The organism is Glutamicibacter sp. BW80 (assembly GCF_002332385.1).
GTDB lineage: Bacteria > Actinomycetota > Actinomycetes > Actinomycetales > Micrococcaceae > Glutamicibacter.
This window is the reverse complement of record NZ_NRGV01000067.1, coordinates 80,247-96,343: the sequence shown is the minus strand read 5'-3', so window position 1 is coordinate 96,343 and position 16,097 is coordinate 80,247. Positions and strand designations below refer to the sequence as shown.

At 62.0% G+C, this 16,097-nt stretch carries 10 protein-coding genes; 5 read left to right on the top strand and 5 right to left on the bottom strand.

Annotated elements, in window-relative coordinates:
* Position 1: 1 nt before the first annotated feature.
* Entirely contained in the window at positions 2 to 5,023 is a 5,022-nt protein-coding gene (locus CIK76_RS17090; RefSeq protein ID WP_176484286.1) for a PKD domain-containing protein, read from the bottom strand.
* Positions 5,024 to 5,450: 427 nt separating this feature from the next.
* Here CIK76_RS17090 and CIK76_RS17085 point away from each other — a divergent pair, with 427 nt between their 5' ends.
* A complete protein-coding gene (locus CIK76_RS17085; RefSeq protein ID WP_141393604.1) occupies positions 5,451 to 7,577 on the top strand; it encodes a hypothetical protein in 2,127 nt (708 codons plus the stop codon).
* An 89-nt stretch (positions 7,578 to 7,666) separates the two neighbouring features.
* The gene (locus CIK76_RS17080) at positions 7,667 to 8,623 is read left to right on the top strand and encodes a glycosyltransferase family A protein (protein ID WP_217990427.1); all 957 of its coding nucleotides are present in this window, start codon (positions 7,667 to 7,669) and stop codon (positions 8,621 to 8,623) included.
* A gap of 6 nt (positions 8,624 to 8,629) precedes the next feature.
* Here CIK76_RS17080 and CIK76_RS17075 read toward each other — a convergent pair whose 3' ends face one another.
* Both CIK76_RS17075 and pssD read right to left on the bottom strand, forming a co-directional pair.
* Positions 8,630 to 9,205: a glycosyltransferase gene (locus CIK76_RS17075; protein WP_096288673.1), complete on the bottom strand. Its 576-nt coding sequence runs from the start codon at positions 9,203 to 9,205 to the stop codon at positions 8,630 to 8,632.
* On the bottom strand, positions 9,202 to 9,654 hold the full coding sequence (pssD, locus tag CIK76_RS17070; protein WP_096288671.1) for a PssD/Cps14F family polysaccharide biosynthesis glycosyltransferase: 453 nt from the start codon (positions 9,652 to 9,654) through the stop codon (positions 9,202 to 9,204). Before pssD ends, CIK76_RS17075 begins: the two co-directional genes overlap by 4 nt.
* A 179-nt stretch (positions 9,655 to 9,833) precedes the next feature.
* Here pssD and CIK76_RS17065 point away from each other — a divergent pair, with 179 nt between their 5' ends.
* The 3 genes from CIK76_RS17065 to CIK76_RS17055 are packed head-to-tail and all read left to right on the top strand — an operon-like array spanning position 9,834 to position 13,992.
* Positions 9,834 to 11,366, top strand: a complete 1,533-nt coding sequence (locus tag CIK76_RS17065; RefSeq protein ID WP_141393603.1) for a hypothetical protein — start codon at positions 9,834 to 9,836, stop codon at positions 11,364 to 11,366.
* Between the two features lie 3 nt (positions 11,367 to 11,369).
* Positions 11,370 to 12,905, top strand: coding sequence for an oligosaccharide flippase family protein (locus tag CIK76_RS17060; RefSeq protein WP_096288667.1), 1,536 nt, complete (start codon positions 11,370 to 11,372; stop codon positions 12,903 to 12,905).
* 4 nt (positions 12,906 to 12,909) lie between these two features.
* Positions 12,910 to 13,992, top strand: coding sequence for a CDP-glycerol glycerophosphotransferase family protein (locus tag CIK76_RS17055; RefSeq protein ID WP_096288665.1), 1,083 nt, complete (start codon positions 12,910 to 12,912; stop codon positions 13,990 to 13,992).
* A gap of 15 nt (positions 13,993 to 14,007) precedes the next feature.
* Here the strand turns inward: CIK76_RS17055 and CIK76_RS17050 are convergent, their stop codons facing one another.
* Positions 14,008 to 14,901, bottom strand: a complete 894-nt coding sequence (locus tag CIK76_RS17050) for a sulfotransferase (protein ID WP_096288663.1) — start codon at positions 14,899 to 14,901, stop codon at positions 14,008 to 14,010.
* 3 nt (positions 14,902 to 14,904) lie between these two features.
* A complete protein-coding gene (locus CIK76_RS17045; RefSeq protein WP_096288661.1) occupies positions 14,905 to 16,059 on the bottom strand; it encodes a hypothetical protein in 1,155 nt (384 codons plus the stop codon).
* Positions 16,060 to 16,097: the final 38 nt, after the last annotated feature.

Here is a 16,097-nt window from a genome sequence, read left to right as displayed (position 1 = left end):
ATTATTCATCCTTTCCTGCCAGCGTCACCGTCATGGCAACGGTTCGCGCTCCGGCACTATCCAAGGTGGCGGCAAAGCCGCCCACGGTACCGGCTGGAACCGCGCCGTCGCTCTGGGCTACCAGCGAGGTGATCCGCCCGCCGCCGGAACCGACGGTGCTGCCGCGGTTCAGCAACTCGGGCTGCGCCGTAAGCGCGTTGTCCTGGCTTCCCTTATCCGCCCAGTAGCCAAGCACGGTCAATCCGCCACCGCTAGCCTCCAGTTGCGGAGCGATTTTCTCCACCCCATTGGTACGGAGCAGTTCGATGGCGGAGTCTTGCACCCACGCCTCGCCAATGCCCCGGTAGGCCAGGAGGTGGATCCCCGTTTTGGCCGTTGTGCTTAGCGGTATGGAGACCTGGGTTCCGGCGTCGGAGGCGGCGGCGACCTTCGAGTACAGCACCGTGTGCGTACCGTCCTCTTGCAGGGAATCCTGCAAGGTCCATCCGGTGACGCCGGCCGGCTCGTCCAAGGCCGCCGTGGAGGAGTTGACCGTCGCCATCAGCAGCAGCCCATCACCCTCCTGGACCGACTCCGGAACGTTCACGCGCGGCAGGCTGCTGGACAGGTTCGCCTCGACCCCGGCCACGAAGTCAACGACCTGCCCGGGTTCCGGTTCCGGGTCAGGATCCGGTTCGGGGTCCGGGTCAGGATCTGGTTCCGGCGCGGTGATGCTCACCGTCTGCGTGGCCGGCTCGGATTGGAGGCCCTCGCCATCGGTGACGCGCAGCGTGAGCGTGTAGTCCCCGCCCTCGGCGTAGCTGTGGCTGGCGGCGGCCCCGGTGGCGGTGTTCCCGTCTCCGAAGTCCCACGCATGTTCGGAGATTTCTCCATCCGGGTCCGCCGAAGCGTTTCCGTCAACGGCGATGTCCAGGCCGTCAACCTCGACGGCGAAGTCGGCCACCGGAGGCTGGTTCGGTTCCGGAACCGAGGTGGAGCCGGGATTGATGACAATGGACCACATGGCCGTGCGGACCGAAGCGACATCCATCGTGCCTACCACCCCGCCGGTGAGCCCGGTGGTCAGCGTCTGCTGATCGGCGGCAACCGAGACGATGCGCCCGTTGCCGCTGCCCACCGCGGTCCCGCGCGGTTCGGTCTCCGCGGCAGGGGTGATCGAATTCTCGATGCTTCCCTTATCGGCCCAGTAGCTGATCACCGTGCTGCCCGGCTGCTCGACGGCCACGGCTGGAGTCACTTTCTCCACAGAGCTGCTGGTAGTCACTACCGCGGCCGAATCGGCGATCCAGTCCGCGGAAATGCCGCGGTACACCAGCGCGTGAATGGTTGTCTTCAGCATCGACCCGGTAGGCAGCGTCACCGTGGCTCCGGCGTCCTCGGCGGTGGCTACCTTGGCGTAGGCCCTGGTATGCACCCCGCCCACGGCTTCCTGGCCCAGCTTGCTCCAGCCGGTGACGCCGCTCGGTTCCTCCATGTTGACACTGGTCGAATTCGACGTGGTCAACATGATGATCCCGTCCCCAGCCTCAATGCCCGCGGGCAGCTGCAATTGGGCATTGGAGCTGTTCATATATCTCGCCGCGGAATCCACGAAGCTTGCCGGGGCGATCTGCGTGACCGGGATCTCCTTGGTCACGCTGTGCTGTCCAGCTCGATCGTCGGTCACGGTCAAGGTGACCTGATAGCTGCCGGCCTCGGCGTACTCATGCTCCACGACCTGGCCCGTGGCGGTATTCCCGTCCCCCAAGTCCCAGGTGTACTCCTGGATGGTTCCGTCCGGGTCGCTGGCCGCGGCGGCATCCAGGGTGACATCCAAGCCGAGCGAGGAAGCCGTGAAATCGGCGTTGGGAAGCTCGTTGGGCAGCTGCTGCACGCTCACCGTTTCGGTCTTCGAAGCGGTGGCACCGCGGTTGTCCGTCACGGTCAGGGTGACCTCGTAGTCGCCGTCCTCGGCGTAGCTGTGGTTGACGAATATCCCCTGGGCGGTATTCCCATCCCCGAAGTCCCATTCGTAGGAGGCCAGCGTGCCGTCCGGGTCGCTGGATGCCGATCCATCAACCGAAATCGTCAGGCTGTGCGCGCTTGCGTCGAATTCGGCCACCGGCAGCTGGTTTGCCGGCGGTTCGTTGCTGCCCAGCGTATAGTGCTCGGCCGCCTGTTCGGCGCTCAATGCCCTTCCGTAGACCGCGAACTCGTCCACCGAACCGATCAGCCAGGCACGGCTGTTGCCGGACCAGGTGGTTTCGGCGCCGACCTTCCAGTACCCGGTGAAATTCTCCGCCGTGGTTGCCGGATGGCTTGCGGCCAGCGCACCGTCGACGTAGAGCCGCATGCCTTCGCTGCCTTGGGTGGCCACCACATGGTGCCAGGCGTCGTCGTTGTAGGCGTTGCTGGTGGTGGCCCGGGCCTCGGATCCGGGATAGGTGCCGAAGACCAGCTGGCCGGAATTCGTCAGGAAAATCTTGCGATCATGCTGGTTCGAGAGCTGATCGGCGCGATTGCCGAAGGAGGCGATGGTGCCGCCCTGCGTGCTCGAGGTCTTGAACCAGGCCTCCACGGAGAATGGACCGGGATTCGTGTAGCTGCTGTTGCTGGAGATCCATCCGTAGCTGAGCGAGGAATTGCTGGTGAAGCTGATCGCCTTGTCATCCTCGCCGACCAGCGCTCCTTCGGTCCCCCGGGTCACGAAGCGCCGGTAGGTGCCGTGGCTTTCACCGCCGGAGGCATCCACAGCGGTACCGCCCGTGGCGTCATTCAACCGCCAGTAGATCTCCGGGACATCGTTGTACACCGCTTCCCCATAGGGGTCGTCCGGAATATCAGGGCCGGTATTGCTCCCGCCCACCACGATGATGCGGCTGGCCTCGCCCACTTCTCCAGAGCTGGTGGTGATCTTCAGGGTCACCGTGTAGGTGCCCGGTTCGCCATAGGTGTGCTGGGCTACCGGACCCACCGCGGTGTTTCCGTCCCCGTAGTCCCACTCGTAGCTGGTAATGGTGCCGTCCTGCGTGCTGCTGCCCGCAGAGTCGAAGTTCACCGTGGCGCCGCTGATCGTGGCCTCGAAGTCAACGTTCGGGTCAAGGACCTCAAGCTCCTCGGCAGGATGGTTTCCTGCCAAAACGAACAGATCCTGGCTGCTCCAGTCCACGCCGTCCACCCGCGGACCGGAGACGGCCCGCTGCGAGTCCGGAACCACGTTGCCCAGCGTTGAATCCCATTCCCAGGTACTCAGCTCTCCGGTGTTATCGGCAACGTGGAGGGTGTCGCCCGAAAGGAACGCGGATTTGACCCGGCTCCAGTTGATAGCCGCCCCGCTGGCCGGCGCCGCATACAATTCGGCACCGGTAATCGTGCTCTCGGTGTTGAAGTAGCGGTAGTTCAGCGTGCTTGACCCGCCGCGGGTGAAATACATGCGCGCCGTTTCCGGATCGAAGAAGGCAGAGGTCATCGAGGTCATCTCACTGGCAAAGGCGGTGAGCAGATTCAGGTCGATATTCTCGGCGGCTCCGAAGCTGGTCCCGTCAAAGGTCCGGCGCTGCAAGGTGCCATCGGAGTTGGCCGTATAAACCCAGCCATCGACCATGAACGCTGCGCGCACCCCGGACCAGTCGACGTTCGTCGAAACACTCTGGCTGGTTGCCAAGCCGGCCGAAGACAGCTCGCGCATGACCAGCTCGGACTCGCCGGCGGCTTCGGCGGAGTCGATCAAGAACAGCGGATTGTCCGCGTTGCCGACATTGTCGTGCGGGAACTGCACGCCGTTGGCCAATGGCATATAGGCAATGCGCCCACGGTACTGCCAGCCGGAAATCCGGTCGGTATCGCTGCCGATCCACAGACCCTGGTCGTCCGCCAGGAATTGGTAGACGCCATAGCCTCGGGTGCGGCCCGGGTTCCAGCTAAAGGGCATGCCATTGCGCACATCAAGTGCGGCCAGCCCCTCGCGGGATACGGCACCGGGCCCGACCCGGTCCCCGGCAAAGGGGTTGTTCATCCATCGCTGGTGCCCACCGACGTAGACCACGCGTTCGGTGACCGAAACGGAAATCAAGGTATCGCCGCCGGTGTAGTCAATCCACGTCGGCTCCTGCGCGGTGCCCACGGCCCCGGTCTCGAACCTGGCGGCGGTGTCGCACAGGGTGCCGCGGAAGTAGGCTCCGGTGGTGACGACCACGAAATAGGATCCGTCCGGGGAAAATTCAACATCGCGCATGTAGCTGTCGAAGGAAGACGAGCAGGCCGGCGCATACCGTTCGGTGGCCCATTGGGCGGTGGTGGCGCCGGAGGCGTCGAGGGCAAGCATCACGATCTGCGGATGGCTCTCGCCATTGACCTTGAGGAAATTGCCGATGCCGATGAGCCGTGACCCATCCGGGGTGATGTCCATGCTGTACAGGTTCAGCGAACCCTTGCGAGGTTCCTCAAAGAGCACGTCGACGTTCTCCAGCACCGCACCGGTGTCCGGGTTCAGCCCTGCCAATAGCGTGCGGTCGGCGCTGCCGACCTTGGTGAAACGTCCCGAGACGTACAACGTGTCATTCTTCAGCAGCACCTGGGTGACCCGGCCGTTGAATGCGGGGGTGGTAAATCCGGCAGTCTTTTGTCCGGTCTGCCCATTGAGCTTGGCCACGGTACGGGTCGTGGCACCATTGACCTCGTTGAAGCCACCGCCGATAAAGACATTAACGCCGTCACCGGCCGGGATGATGTCGGTGACTTCTCCGTTGACCTGAGGGGTGAAGTCCGGATCGACCTGCCCGGTCTCGGTGTTGAAAGAAAAGATATTGGTGCGCGAGATCACCGGGGTGTCGCTTCCGGGATTGCGCACCTGCGTAAAGTTTCCGACCGCAATAGTATTTGGGCCAACGTGGGCAAATCCCCTGACGTAGCCATCCAAGACATGCGGGGTATTGCTGCTGGGCTCCGTACTGACGATATTGTCGTGGTCGCCGGGAAAGGCGCCCTGGGCTGGCGGCGGGGGCGCCACCAAGAGCGTGATGACCATAGCTGCCGAAGCTAGCACGGCTACGAATAGACTCCGCAAATATTTTCCGAAAGTCCCATGCCGATTAATCATGGAATTGCCCTTCCCCCAAAAAGTGACATGATCCACCGCGCAGCACCACAATCTCTCTGGTTTGCGCGAACCCCAACCCACGCAGCACGATTAGGACATATTATGCGCCACATTCCGATTCCCGAACAGACCAAAAACGGGAATCAAGTAGTTTGCGGCCGAATAGAGTATGGCCGTTGCCCCTAGGCGACAAGGGACGAGGCGCCGGCCGGATGAATGGTGAAACCATCCCGGTCCCCGTCGGTACTCGATGGATTGCCGCCAGATCCCTTGTCAGGGTACGCGCTTGTCGGTACGCTCAAGTAACTGCTCAATGGGGAATGGTGCGAACCATTGCGGGAGCAGGCTTAACGCGCTTTGGGGGTGCGGATTCGTGCAGGTCAGTCTTGTGCCATCGGCGGGATCTTCGGATACCGAGGATCCGTCGCACCCAAAAATGCTCACTCGAACAACGTGGCCGCTGGTCCTGCTGGTCCTCGGTTTCCCCTTGTGGTGGCTGTTGGGACTCAGCGCAATCCTTCCCATCCTGTTCGCGATGCCCCTGCTCTGGCAATTGGCCAAGAAACGCAGCTTGGCCACTCCCAAGGGCTTCGGTTGGTGGCTGCTCTTCCTGGTGTGGATGTCGGCCAGCTTATTCCTGCTCTGGGCAAACGCCCCGGGGGCCGTCCCAGGCGGTGGGTTCAGCCGGGTCCTCGTCTTCGGGTATCGCTTCTTGTGGTATCTCAGCTGCACGGTCATGCTGCTGTGGATCATCAACACCAAGAAGGAAGAACTGAGCAACGCACTTGTCGTGCGCCTCATGGGGTGGATGTTCATTTTTGTGGTCGCCGGCGGCCTGTTGGGCGTCTTGGCCCCGCGCTTTGAAGTGACTTCCCTGGTTGAACTGCTTTTGCCGGAGTCCCTGCGTTCCAACAGCCTCATTAACTCCATCGCGCACCCCGCCGCGGCAAGTCTGACCAATTTCCTGGGACGGCCCGAATACCGTCCCATCGCGCCTTTCGCGTTTGCCAACAGCTGGGGCAGCAATTTCTCGTTGTTCCTGCCGTTCTTCGTGCTCGGCTGGTTCTCGAAGCATGCCGGTTGGCGCCGCGTTCTCGGGATAGCCATCCTGGCGCTGGCTACCATTCCGGTGGTCCAATCGATGAACCGCGGGCTCTGGGCTTCGCTGGGGTTGGGGCTGCTTATCCTGCTTGGCTACATTGCGGTGCGCGGTCCGCAGCGCCACCGATTCAAGCTCGTGGCCGCCGTGGTGCTCACGGTCCTGGTTGGCGCAGTCGCATTCTCGATTAGCCCGCTGGCCGATACCGCTCTTGAAAGGCTTGACAACGCGCACAGCAACGAACGCCGCTCGCAACTGCTGACGCAGACCGTGTTGAGCACCGCCGAGGGATCCCCGGTGGCCGGTTTCGGCAGCACCCGCGATATCCAGGGAAGCTTCGCCTCCATTGCCGGTGGCGGCACCCCGGACTGTCCTGCCTGCGAGGTGCCTCCGTTGGGAACGCAGGGCCATATCTGGCTGGTGATCTTTTCCCAAGGCTTGGTAGGGGCCGCGTTCTTCCTGCTCTTCTTCCTCCGGCAGGCCTGGCATTTCTGGCGCGTGCAGACTGCGTTGCAGCTAGTGGGAATGTCCCTGCTGTGCTTTTTCGCCCTGCAGATGTTCATCTACGACACCCTGGGCATGCCGCTGCTGACGATCATGCTCGGGCTGGGGCTGATCTGGCGGGAACGCTACGCCGCATTAGATCCGCAGGATTTGCCTCGGCTGACCGGCTATTTCGTGCTGCACCGTCGGCAGAAGATCGTGCTGCTCTCGGCGCTGTCCTGCGCGCTGGCACTCGGTGTTCTCTGGACGACGAGCAGACCCGCACAGTACATCGCGCAGACCTCGCTGCTGCTGGCTCCCACCCCGATGTATTTATCCGGCACGGCCGGTGAGGGTTCACGCAGCATCACCGTGGATACCGAAGCGGCTTTGGTGCTCACGCAGAGCACGCTGGACAAGGTCAACGCCGCCTATCCGGAACTGGGCAATGCCGAAATCCGCAGCGCCGTGTCGATTTCCGCCACGCCGAATAGCCGGGTACTGCATTTGAACTACGCGAGCACCGATGAACAGCGGACCACCGAGGTGATGAGCTTGATCGCCGAGGAGTATCTGGCGGTGCGAAACGAGTTCCTGGCCCAGCGCAAGGAACAGGTCTTGCGCGACCTTCAGGAACAGCTGATGGCATTGTCACCCGATACCCCCGAGCAAATTGAGGTGGACTCGCTGCTGGACATCGATGCCGAGCTGGCACGCGAGATTGAATTGCGTGATTCCCTCATTGACTTGACGGTGAGCGATACCCGCGCGGGTGAGATCCTGCGCGCGACGACCACAAATGAATCCAATAACCAGCCCGAGGTCGTGCTCGTGTCGCTCTCTCTGCTCGGGCTGCTGCCGGCCCTCGCGCTGCAGCAGCGCGCTAGGCCGCGGAATAACGGTGCACAAATGGGCTAGGCAGCTAGTTCACGCAGCGCAACGCGCGCCCGTCCCGGTGCGGGACAGTCCAGGAAGTTCAGTTGTCAGATTAATGATTGGGGAGAACATTGAGCGACACATCGGCAAAACAAGCCGCACGCGAGGCCTCCGAGGCCAACGGCGAAACGATGGTGAGTGTGGTCATTGCCACGCACAACCGTCCAGAGCTGTTGAAGCTGGCCATCGACGGGGTGATGGGACAGGACTACGACGGGATGATCGAGTGCATCGTGGTCTTCGACAAAAGCGTTCCGGATACCGCGTTGGTCTACGACGGGGGCGCCCGCTCGGTGCGGGTCATCGCCAACGACCGTACTCCCGGCCTGGCCGGAGCCCGGAATTCTGGAATTCTCCAGGCTCGTGGGGCGTACGTGGCATTCTGCGATGACGACGATACCTGGCTGCCAGGCAAACTCACAGCCCAGGTTGCCGTGCTCGCCGAGTCCGCCGCGTTGACTGCGGTCACCGGGGTGATCGTCGACTACCAGGGGCACTCGAATATCCGGGTGCCGCAAGCCGAGGATCTCACCTTGCGCAGTCTGGTACGGCGCCGGGTCATGGAAGCCCACCCCTCCTCGGTGATTGTCAAGCGAAGGGCGCTGCTTGATCAAATCGGGTTGGTGGATGAACAATTGCCGGGCAGCTATGGCGAGGATTTCGACTGGCTGCTGCGTGCCGTACAGGCAGGAGACATCGCGGTGGCCGCAGATCCGTTGGTTCGGGTCCGCTGGGGCGGCTCGCAGTTCTCGCAGAACTGGGCCGTCATCATCCAGGCCATCGACTACCAGCTGCACAAGCATCCGATGCTTAGCCTCGATCCGAAAGGTCATGCCCGGATTCTCGGACGCAGGGCCTTCGCCAATGCGGCTCTCGGTCATCGCCGAGAGGCGGTTCGCGGCGCCCTGCAGACGCTGCGGCGTTCCCCCACCGAACGTCGTGCCCTGCTGGCCCTCGCGGTTGCCTCACGGCTGGTCAGCGCACAACGGCTACTAGGGTGGGCGCACCGCCGAGGGCGCGGCATCTAGTCCTGGCTACCGCCGCCGCCCGCCACGGCGCCACCATCGCTGTGCCGGCGCCGCGGCGGTCAGCCGGTCCACGATGAGACCTAACCGCAGGGCACTCTCATCCGGGGATGGCAACTCGATGCCGGGTTTCAATCCGTCGTCGGCGCCAGCGGTGAATTGCTCGATTTTGGCACGGACTTGTTGCACCGAGTCGACCAGCTGGATCAACCCCAGGCCGGCCATATGCCGGGCAAAGCGCTGTTGGTGTCCGTCCACATGCTCTCCGCGTTCCGGATCTCGTGGCATGACCAACGGCATCTTTCCGCTGCGCAGGATCTCCACGATGGTTGACGGGCCACCGTGGCACAGCACCAGATCGGCTCCTTCGATGCACTGTTGGACCTCGTCCTTGGCCAGAAATTGCCTGCCCTGGGCGGAACGGGGCGCCTGGGCGGTGCCGTATTGGATCAGGGCGCTCAGCGCCCCTTCCGACGGATCATGTCCCGCCAGCAGTTCGTCAACCAGGTTGACCATGCGATCAAAGGGGTGGTGGTCGGTCCCGACCATTGCCAGCACCGTGACATCGAGTTTGGCGGATTTCACAGCAGCGGTCCGATCACGCTGGCACCGGGATAATATTTCAGCTGCTCTTCCCACTGGACACAGAATTCGGAAGACAGCGGTCGGCACAGCCGACCGGTCAGCGTACGCGAGTCAATGCGGTCATACACCTCCACGTAAACGGTGGGAATACCCATCAGCCGCGCGGTCAGGAAGAAGGGCAGCGCCACGCCGGCGCCGGTACTGATAACCGCCATCGGCCGGTGAGCTCGCAATACCTTGATCGACAACCACAGGTTCCGCGCCGCGTTCCCGGGATTCCGGGTGGTCGGATGATAGGCCCAGGTGACGTCTTCCCCCTGCAATGCGCTCGTGGCATCAGGGGTGTCAAAAGTGACCCATGCGCGCCGGTGCTGCTTCCACCAAGCGTCCATGCTCAGCATTTGTGCCAGGTGTCCCCCGCTAGACCCCACAAATAATAGTGTTCCCATCCGGCCAGATTACTCATCTTGCGTGCAGACCAACAGTGGTTTAAAAAGTATTCGTCCAGATTTGCGGAATCACGCTCAAATGAGAGGTATATTACAGTCATTACCGGGAACAGCGATACCCGGCGGATTAGAACTTGGGGGAACTAATCTTGGAAGCTCGCGCTGATCATAAATCTCGCTTGACATTGTTCAAGTCCGCATCCAGAAAGATGTGGGTCGTTACCGCCATTCTGGCCCTGTTGGGGGCAAGCCTCGGTTTCGCGGTTGGGCACACCGCTCCGCGTGCACAAACCGCATCCACGGTAATCCTGGTGACGCCGCTGGATGGCAATGCTTTCTACCCAGGCACTCGAGGTGAGCAGCTGGTCAACCTGACCACGGAAGCCCAGGTATTGAAATCAGACAAGGTGGCTGCGAAGGTCATCGAGTCCACCGAACAGGGCTCGGATCCGGTTTCCCTGCTGCGCCAGTTGACCACCACCGTACCGCCCAACACGCAGTTGATCGAAATCGCTTTCGAGAGTAACGACCCCGACGCTGCGGTACTCGGAGCACAGGCCTTCGCCGATGCGTTCCTGGAGTTCCGCAGCGATCAGGCCGCCTCCCATCTAGAGGGACAGATCATCGGCATCCGCGAAGAAATCGAGAAGCTGACCGCGAATATGGGCGAGCTGAGCGAACAACTCGGGAAGCCGAATATCACAGCCTTCGAACGCACCACGCTGGAAGCCCAGCTGAACGCAGGAGCCTCGCAAATCGCCTCACTCGGTGCCCGGGAAAGCACTTTGGCAACCACACGCATCGACCCGGGGCAGGTTGTCACCGCAGCCAGCCTGGATCGTGCTGCGCTGTTGAGCTTGCGCGAATTACTGGTGTTTGCCGGGCTCTTGGCTGGCTTGGGACTGGGAATGCTGATCATGGTGTTCATGGCCCGGAGCAACAAGGTCCTGCGCGGGGTCGAAGAGCTGAAATCATTCGGGGTCAATGCCCTGCGCGTGTTGAACGAAGCCGAGTTATCTGGCGGCGAGGCCAAGGGCAGCATCCCGACCCTGACTAGGAATTCGCCCAAAATCACGCAATTTCGCTCCGAACTGTTGGGCATGGTGCAAAACAGCAACCGCCGGGTGCTGCTGATTGCCTCGGCCGATGACGGATGCGATTTCCCGCTCTCTTACAACGCCGTGGCCGACATGTTGGCCTCGGCCGGGCTGAAGGTGCTGGTCATCGATACCACCGGCAAGGCCGTGGAGTCCGGGAACACGGCGAAGCTGCCAGGCATTGGGGAGGTGCTCGCCGGCCAAAGCACTCTGGCCGAGGCCAGCCAGAGCTCAAACCAGTTGTTGTGTCTCATCGGGCAGGGGGAACTCATCAAGCGCTATGAGAATGGGCTCTCTTCCGAGCGGCTCAACGAGTTCCTGATCAGCGCAGGCAAGGAATTCGATGCTGTGCTGGTGATCGCTTCAGACCTGAACCTTTCCATCACCCAATGGCTCGTATCCGTCATACCCACCGTGCTCGTTGAGGTCGAGTTGGGCACCACCAAGCGGAAGGATGTCCGGGCTGCGCAAAACGTGTGCGTAAGCCTGGCAGCCGAACTGCGTGCCCTGCTCATCCGGCCTGTGAACTCTCCGCAAACACGGCACCGGCCTCGCCCTGACAACGGCCGCGCCGAGCACTTGTCCACTGGAGTTTCGGGAAGCAAGACCACCTGAACCATGGCTGCCCAACTTCAACATCATTTGTCGGGCATTGCCCGCAGCGGTAGCTTAAACGTGCTCGGCGCGGCGGCGGCGGCGTTGCTGAACTTCGCGTTCATTGTAGTGGTCACCCAGAGCTTTGAGCAGCGAACAGCCGGCGCCCTATTCACTGCGACCTCGATTTTTGTGATCGCCCTGAGCATCTGCTCGCTGGGCACCGATGCAGGTCTGGCCCGTTTCCTTATGCGATACCAGGCCCTGGACCGAGTTGGGCATATGCCCCTGGCGGTGAGAGCCGCGCGAAACCCGGTGCTCTGCTGCGCCCTGCTCTTGGCACTTGCGGGCAGCCTGCTGTCCGGACGCATCGCCGCGACCATCGGCCTGCACGGCGCAGAAGGCCAGCTGACTATCATCCTGCTGATGCTCCTGCTGCCCATGGCTGCCCTTGGGGATCTCAGCCTGGCGGGCGCACGGGCCTTGGGAACTGTGCAAAGCACCGTCCTGAGTGAAAAGTTGCTTCGCCCGGTCCTCCAGCCGCTGGGCGCGCTAGCGGTGGCGGCGATGGGCGGCTCGCTGATCTGGCTTACCGCGAGCTGGGCAATTCCCTATGCAGTTGCCGCTGGCTTGTCGGTTGTCCTCTTTCGCCGCGTGTTCCACCCTTACCGGAGCACCGAGGCACCACCCCGGCCCGAGGTCCGCGCCGTCGCCCGGGAATTCTGGACGTTTTCCTGGCCACGGGCCATCTCCCGGATCTCCCAGTCCATCATCCAGCGTGCCGATATTATCATTGTGGCTGCGCTGATCGGTCCGGCAGAGGCGGCTGTGTACACGGCCGCCACCCGTTTTGTGGCCTTGGGGCAGTTCGGAGTACACGCGATCCAACAGGTTCTGCAGCCGCGCTTCAGCCAGTTGCTGGCGATGGATCAGATCAAGACCCTGGAAGCAGTATTCAAGACCGCGACTTCTTGGAACATGGGACTGGCTTGGCCCCTATACATCACGGCCATTGTCGGAGTAGATCATTATCTGATGCTGTTCGGTCCGGACTACGGCACCTCGTCAGCTCGCATGGTGGTCCTGGTGATGGGCCTGGCCTTGATGCTGGGTACTGCCGCCGGCCCGCTGGACACGATGCTGTTGATGTCCGGGCGGAGCACCACAAGCTTGGTGATCTCGCTGGTCGGATTGGCCGCCAATATCGGCTTGTGCTTCGTTTTTGTTCCGGCATTCGGGTTGCAGGGGGCCGCGTTCGCTTGGGGCGCGGCCATCGTGCTGCGCAACGTGCTCACGTTTTTTGGGGTCTTCCTAACGCTGCGAATCAATCCTTTCAGTGGGCAGGCCGCACTCATTGCGATGCTTGCGATTCTCAGTTTCGGCAGCCCCCTGCTCCCTGTGGCGCTTTCTGGAACTCGTGCAATCCTGCCATTTGCGATCGCCCTGAGCGCCGGTGTGCTGATTTACCTCGCGGGGTTGTGGTTTTTTCGGCGGCGGCTTCAACTGACAACATTCCGGCATATTCTGCCCAAGCGAAAGTCCGGCCAGGCGAAAGGATGACCCAGTGGTGCGCACCATGCTGTTTGAAAGTTGGCGGGGCCGGTATGCCGACAGCCCGCGAGCCATCTCCGAAGGCGTGAGCAAGCTGTACCCGGAGATCAGGCTGGATTGGGTGGCAACAGAACAAGCCCGTCTGCCAGACAATTGCACGCCCGTAAAACGGCACTCCCCGGACTATTTCCGCAAGCTGCTGACCACCGATTTACTTGTCGCCAACGACATCGTCTCCAAGCACTTGATCAAGGGACCACAGGTAACCTATATTCAATGCTGGCATGGCACACCGCTGAAGAAGGTCGGATTCGATGAATCGCATCCGAGCTCCAAAAGGTTCTCGTCTCACATGAGGCGGGTTATTCGCGATGTGCGCAAATGGGACTATCTGGTGTCACCCAGCCCCACGTGCACCGAACTGCTCAGATCCGCGTTCCGCTATGACGGCCATGTATTGGAGACCGGGTATCCACGAAATGACGTCCTCAATTCGCCGCAGGCTCCGCGGATTCGCCAGCGCGTGCGGGCTCGTTTGGGGGTTTCCCCGGATCAGCTCGTGGTGCTTTACGCGCCGACATGGCGAGATGACAGCAAGGACGAGCACGGCCGCTTTCGGGATCCGAGCGCCATGGATTACGAACAGATGTCGCGAGCGCTCCCAGCGGGAACCGTGGTGCTCAATCGGCTTCACACGGTGGTGCAAAGCAAGGCCAGAACGTGGCAGGATGACCGGCTCAGCGTCGTTGACGTCAGCAGGTACTCCGAGATTGCCGACCTTTACCTTGCGGCAGATGTCTTGGTATCGGACTATTCTTCGGCGATCTATGACTTCGCCGTCACCGGCAAACCCATCATTCTTTACCCCTATGACCTGGTGAAGTACAGCGAACAAACTCGTGGGCTGTACTTCGACTATCACCAGTGGGCCCCCGGACCCATCACGCAAACTCTGGAGGAACTCATCGCCGAGCTTCTGCGGCTCGATGAATACGCAAAACGCTTTACCCTACGCTACGAATTGTTTAGGCAGCGATTCTGCCCCTTGGAAGACGGGCAGGCCACCGGCCGTTTGCTTGCCGCCATCCTGCAGTGATTCCCCTGTCCTTCGCTAGCGCCGCCACGAGGGGGTCTTGCCCATCAGCTCCGCGAGCTCGCTGTCCGGTGCGGCAAAATAGTCACGCAGTCGAGCACGAAGCTGTTCATCCATTTCGGCCCGAGGTTGCGCGTTTTCCGCCGGAACACTGTCTGGAATAGAATCCGGCAGCCCCAGCCACTTGAGCAATGTCCTGAACTCTTCGATGGGGTGCTGGAAGAAATCATCGGCGTCCATCAGGTAGAGCCGGTCGCTGCCCACGGCTTCGTGGATCCGACGAATTTGCTGGGCATACAGGCCGCGGCGCAGATACGCGTGATGCCGGTGATTGTGGCTCTGGTATTGCGGATCGTCGATGAGCCGCTGATCTTCGCCCGCCAGCCGCTGGTCCTCCAGTTCAAGGGCCGTCTCGAAATCCTCCGTCTCGAAGCCGCGGACCAGTTCGTGGCGGTGGGCAGAATAGGCGCGTTCCACCGGATCGCGCAGCATCATCACGAGTTTGACGTCGGGCAGGTCCGTGGAAATCCGTTCCGCGGCAAGCGGATGGAAGCAGTAGTAGCCGCTGCTCTCAAAGACTTGGCGGACGGAGGAACCTGGCAGGATGGCGGCGGTCAAACGCAAGGGAAAGTGTCCCCGATACCAGCGCATGCCCCTGGCATAGTCCACGTCGAAATACCCGATCCCTTTGGAGGCGGTGGGACGAGCGACCGCTGGGTGGGCCGAGAGCAATCGATACAGCGAGGTGGTGCCGCTGCGTTGCGCGCCGATGATGATGAAATCAGGCAAGGTCCGCGCCGGAGCACTCAGCATCCCTATGCCCTGCATCCCGGCACGCAGGGCACCGATCACCGGTGCCGGAAGCACCTTTTTGGCCTGCTTGGTCAGCGCGCGTATTCTGTTCCCAATCATTTGCTAATCCCCCAAAGTTGTTTCCAGCACAGCTACCAGTACTGCGGTTTTCTGCTGCACCGCTTGCACCTGTTGCTCCCGCTCCCCGAGCAGGTATCGGCCAGCCAGGTCCGCGAGATAGCAGGCGGCGGGCAATTGTTCCCCTCGCTTTGCTTCCCCCAGCACAGCCCGCAGTGTTCGTTCACTGACTCCTGAGCGTCCAAATGCCTCATGCACCGCGAAATGCAGGCGATCAAGGCCCGCCGGTACATTCGTCGCGAACCTTTCCCAATCCCACACTTGCAATCGGCCACGATAATCGGCCATATTCCAGGCGGTCCAATCCCCGTGGGTGGCGCTGAATTCCAGTTGCTCCGATCCGTATCGGCCATCCAGCTGCTCCAGCGCAATGCGCCATCGTTGCCACAACGGCGATGGGGATTCGTGTTGCCTGGCAGCCGAAAGCCAGTTCGCGAGCCACAGGCTGCTGCCCAGCGGCTTGCGGCCGGCGTAGAAGACCCGGTGCAGTTCGCCCTCCGCCCGTGCCCTGAGTCGGGTCAGGCGTCCCGGCGGCGCCAGTGCGGTGGTTGGCAAGGTGCCCATGACCAGCAATTCAATGCCTCCCCAGGAACCGGAATGCAAAACGCTGGGAAGCTCCAGATGCTCCAGGCGCTGCTCTCCCAACTCCCGCAGCGTCTGTGCCTCTTGGCGCACGAGCCGTGCGGTGAATTCATTGCTACCGATCTTCGCGAATCCAAGGCTTTCGCCGGAAGTCGAGAACAGCTGCAGAATCGGCTTCCGGTTGGCGCGGACCTTCCCGATGGTCATGCTGAACGTCACCGGTTGACCGAGACGATCGGACAGGTAGGCGATAAGCCCCTGGTTGATCCCCCGCGCGAGACGGAGCTGATGGCGGGCGATCGGGGTCCGCGGCCCCCGAAGCCGCACGGCCTGGGCCGCGAACAGCCGTTGCATCCGCGTGGCGATCCCCAGATCTGCGCTGTAACGCTGCAGGGAAGCGCTTGCGGCCCTCCGCTGCCCCGCCGGAACCAGGATCCGCGGGTTATCGAGGCTCGGGATAATGACCAGGCTGTCCATGGCTGAGCCCACCCCAACCGGTTCCAGCGTAATCCTCCCGGCCAATCCTAATTCGCCGAGGGCATGGCAAAGGGCAGCCACCGGCCCACCTTCCATCGGAACATGACTGTTCACCTGCA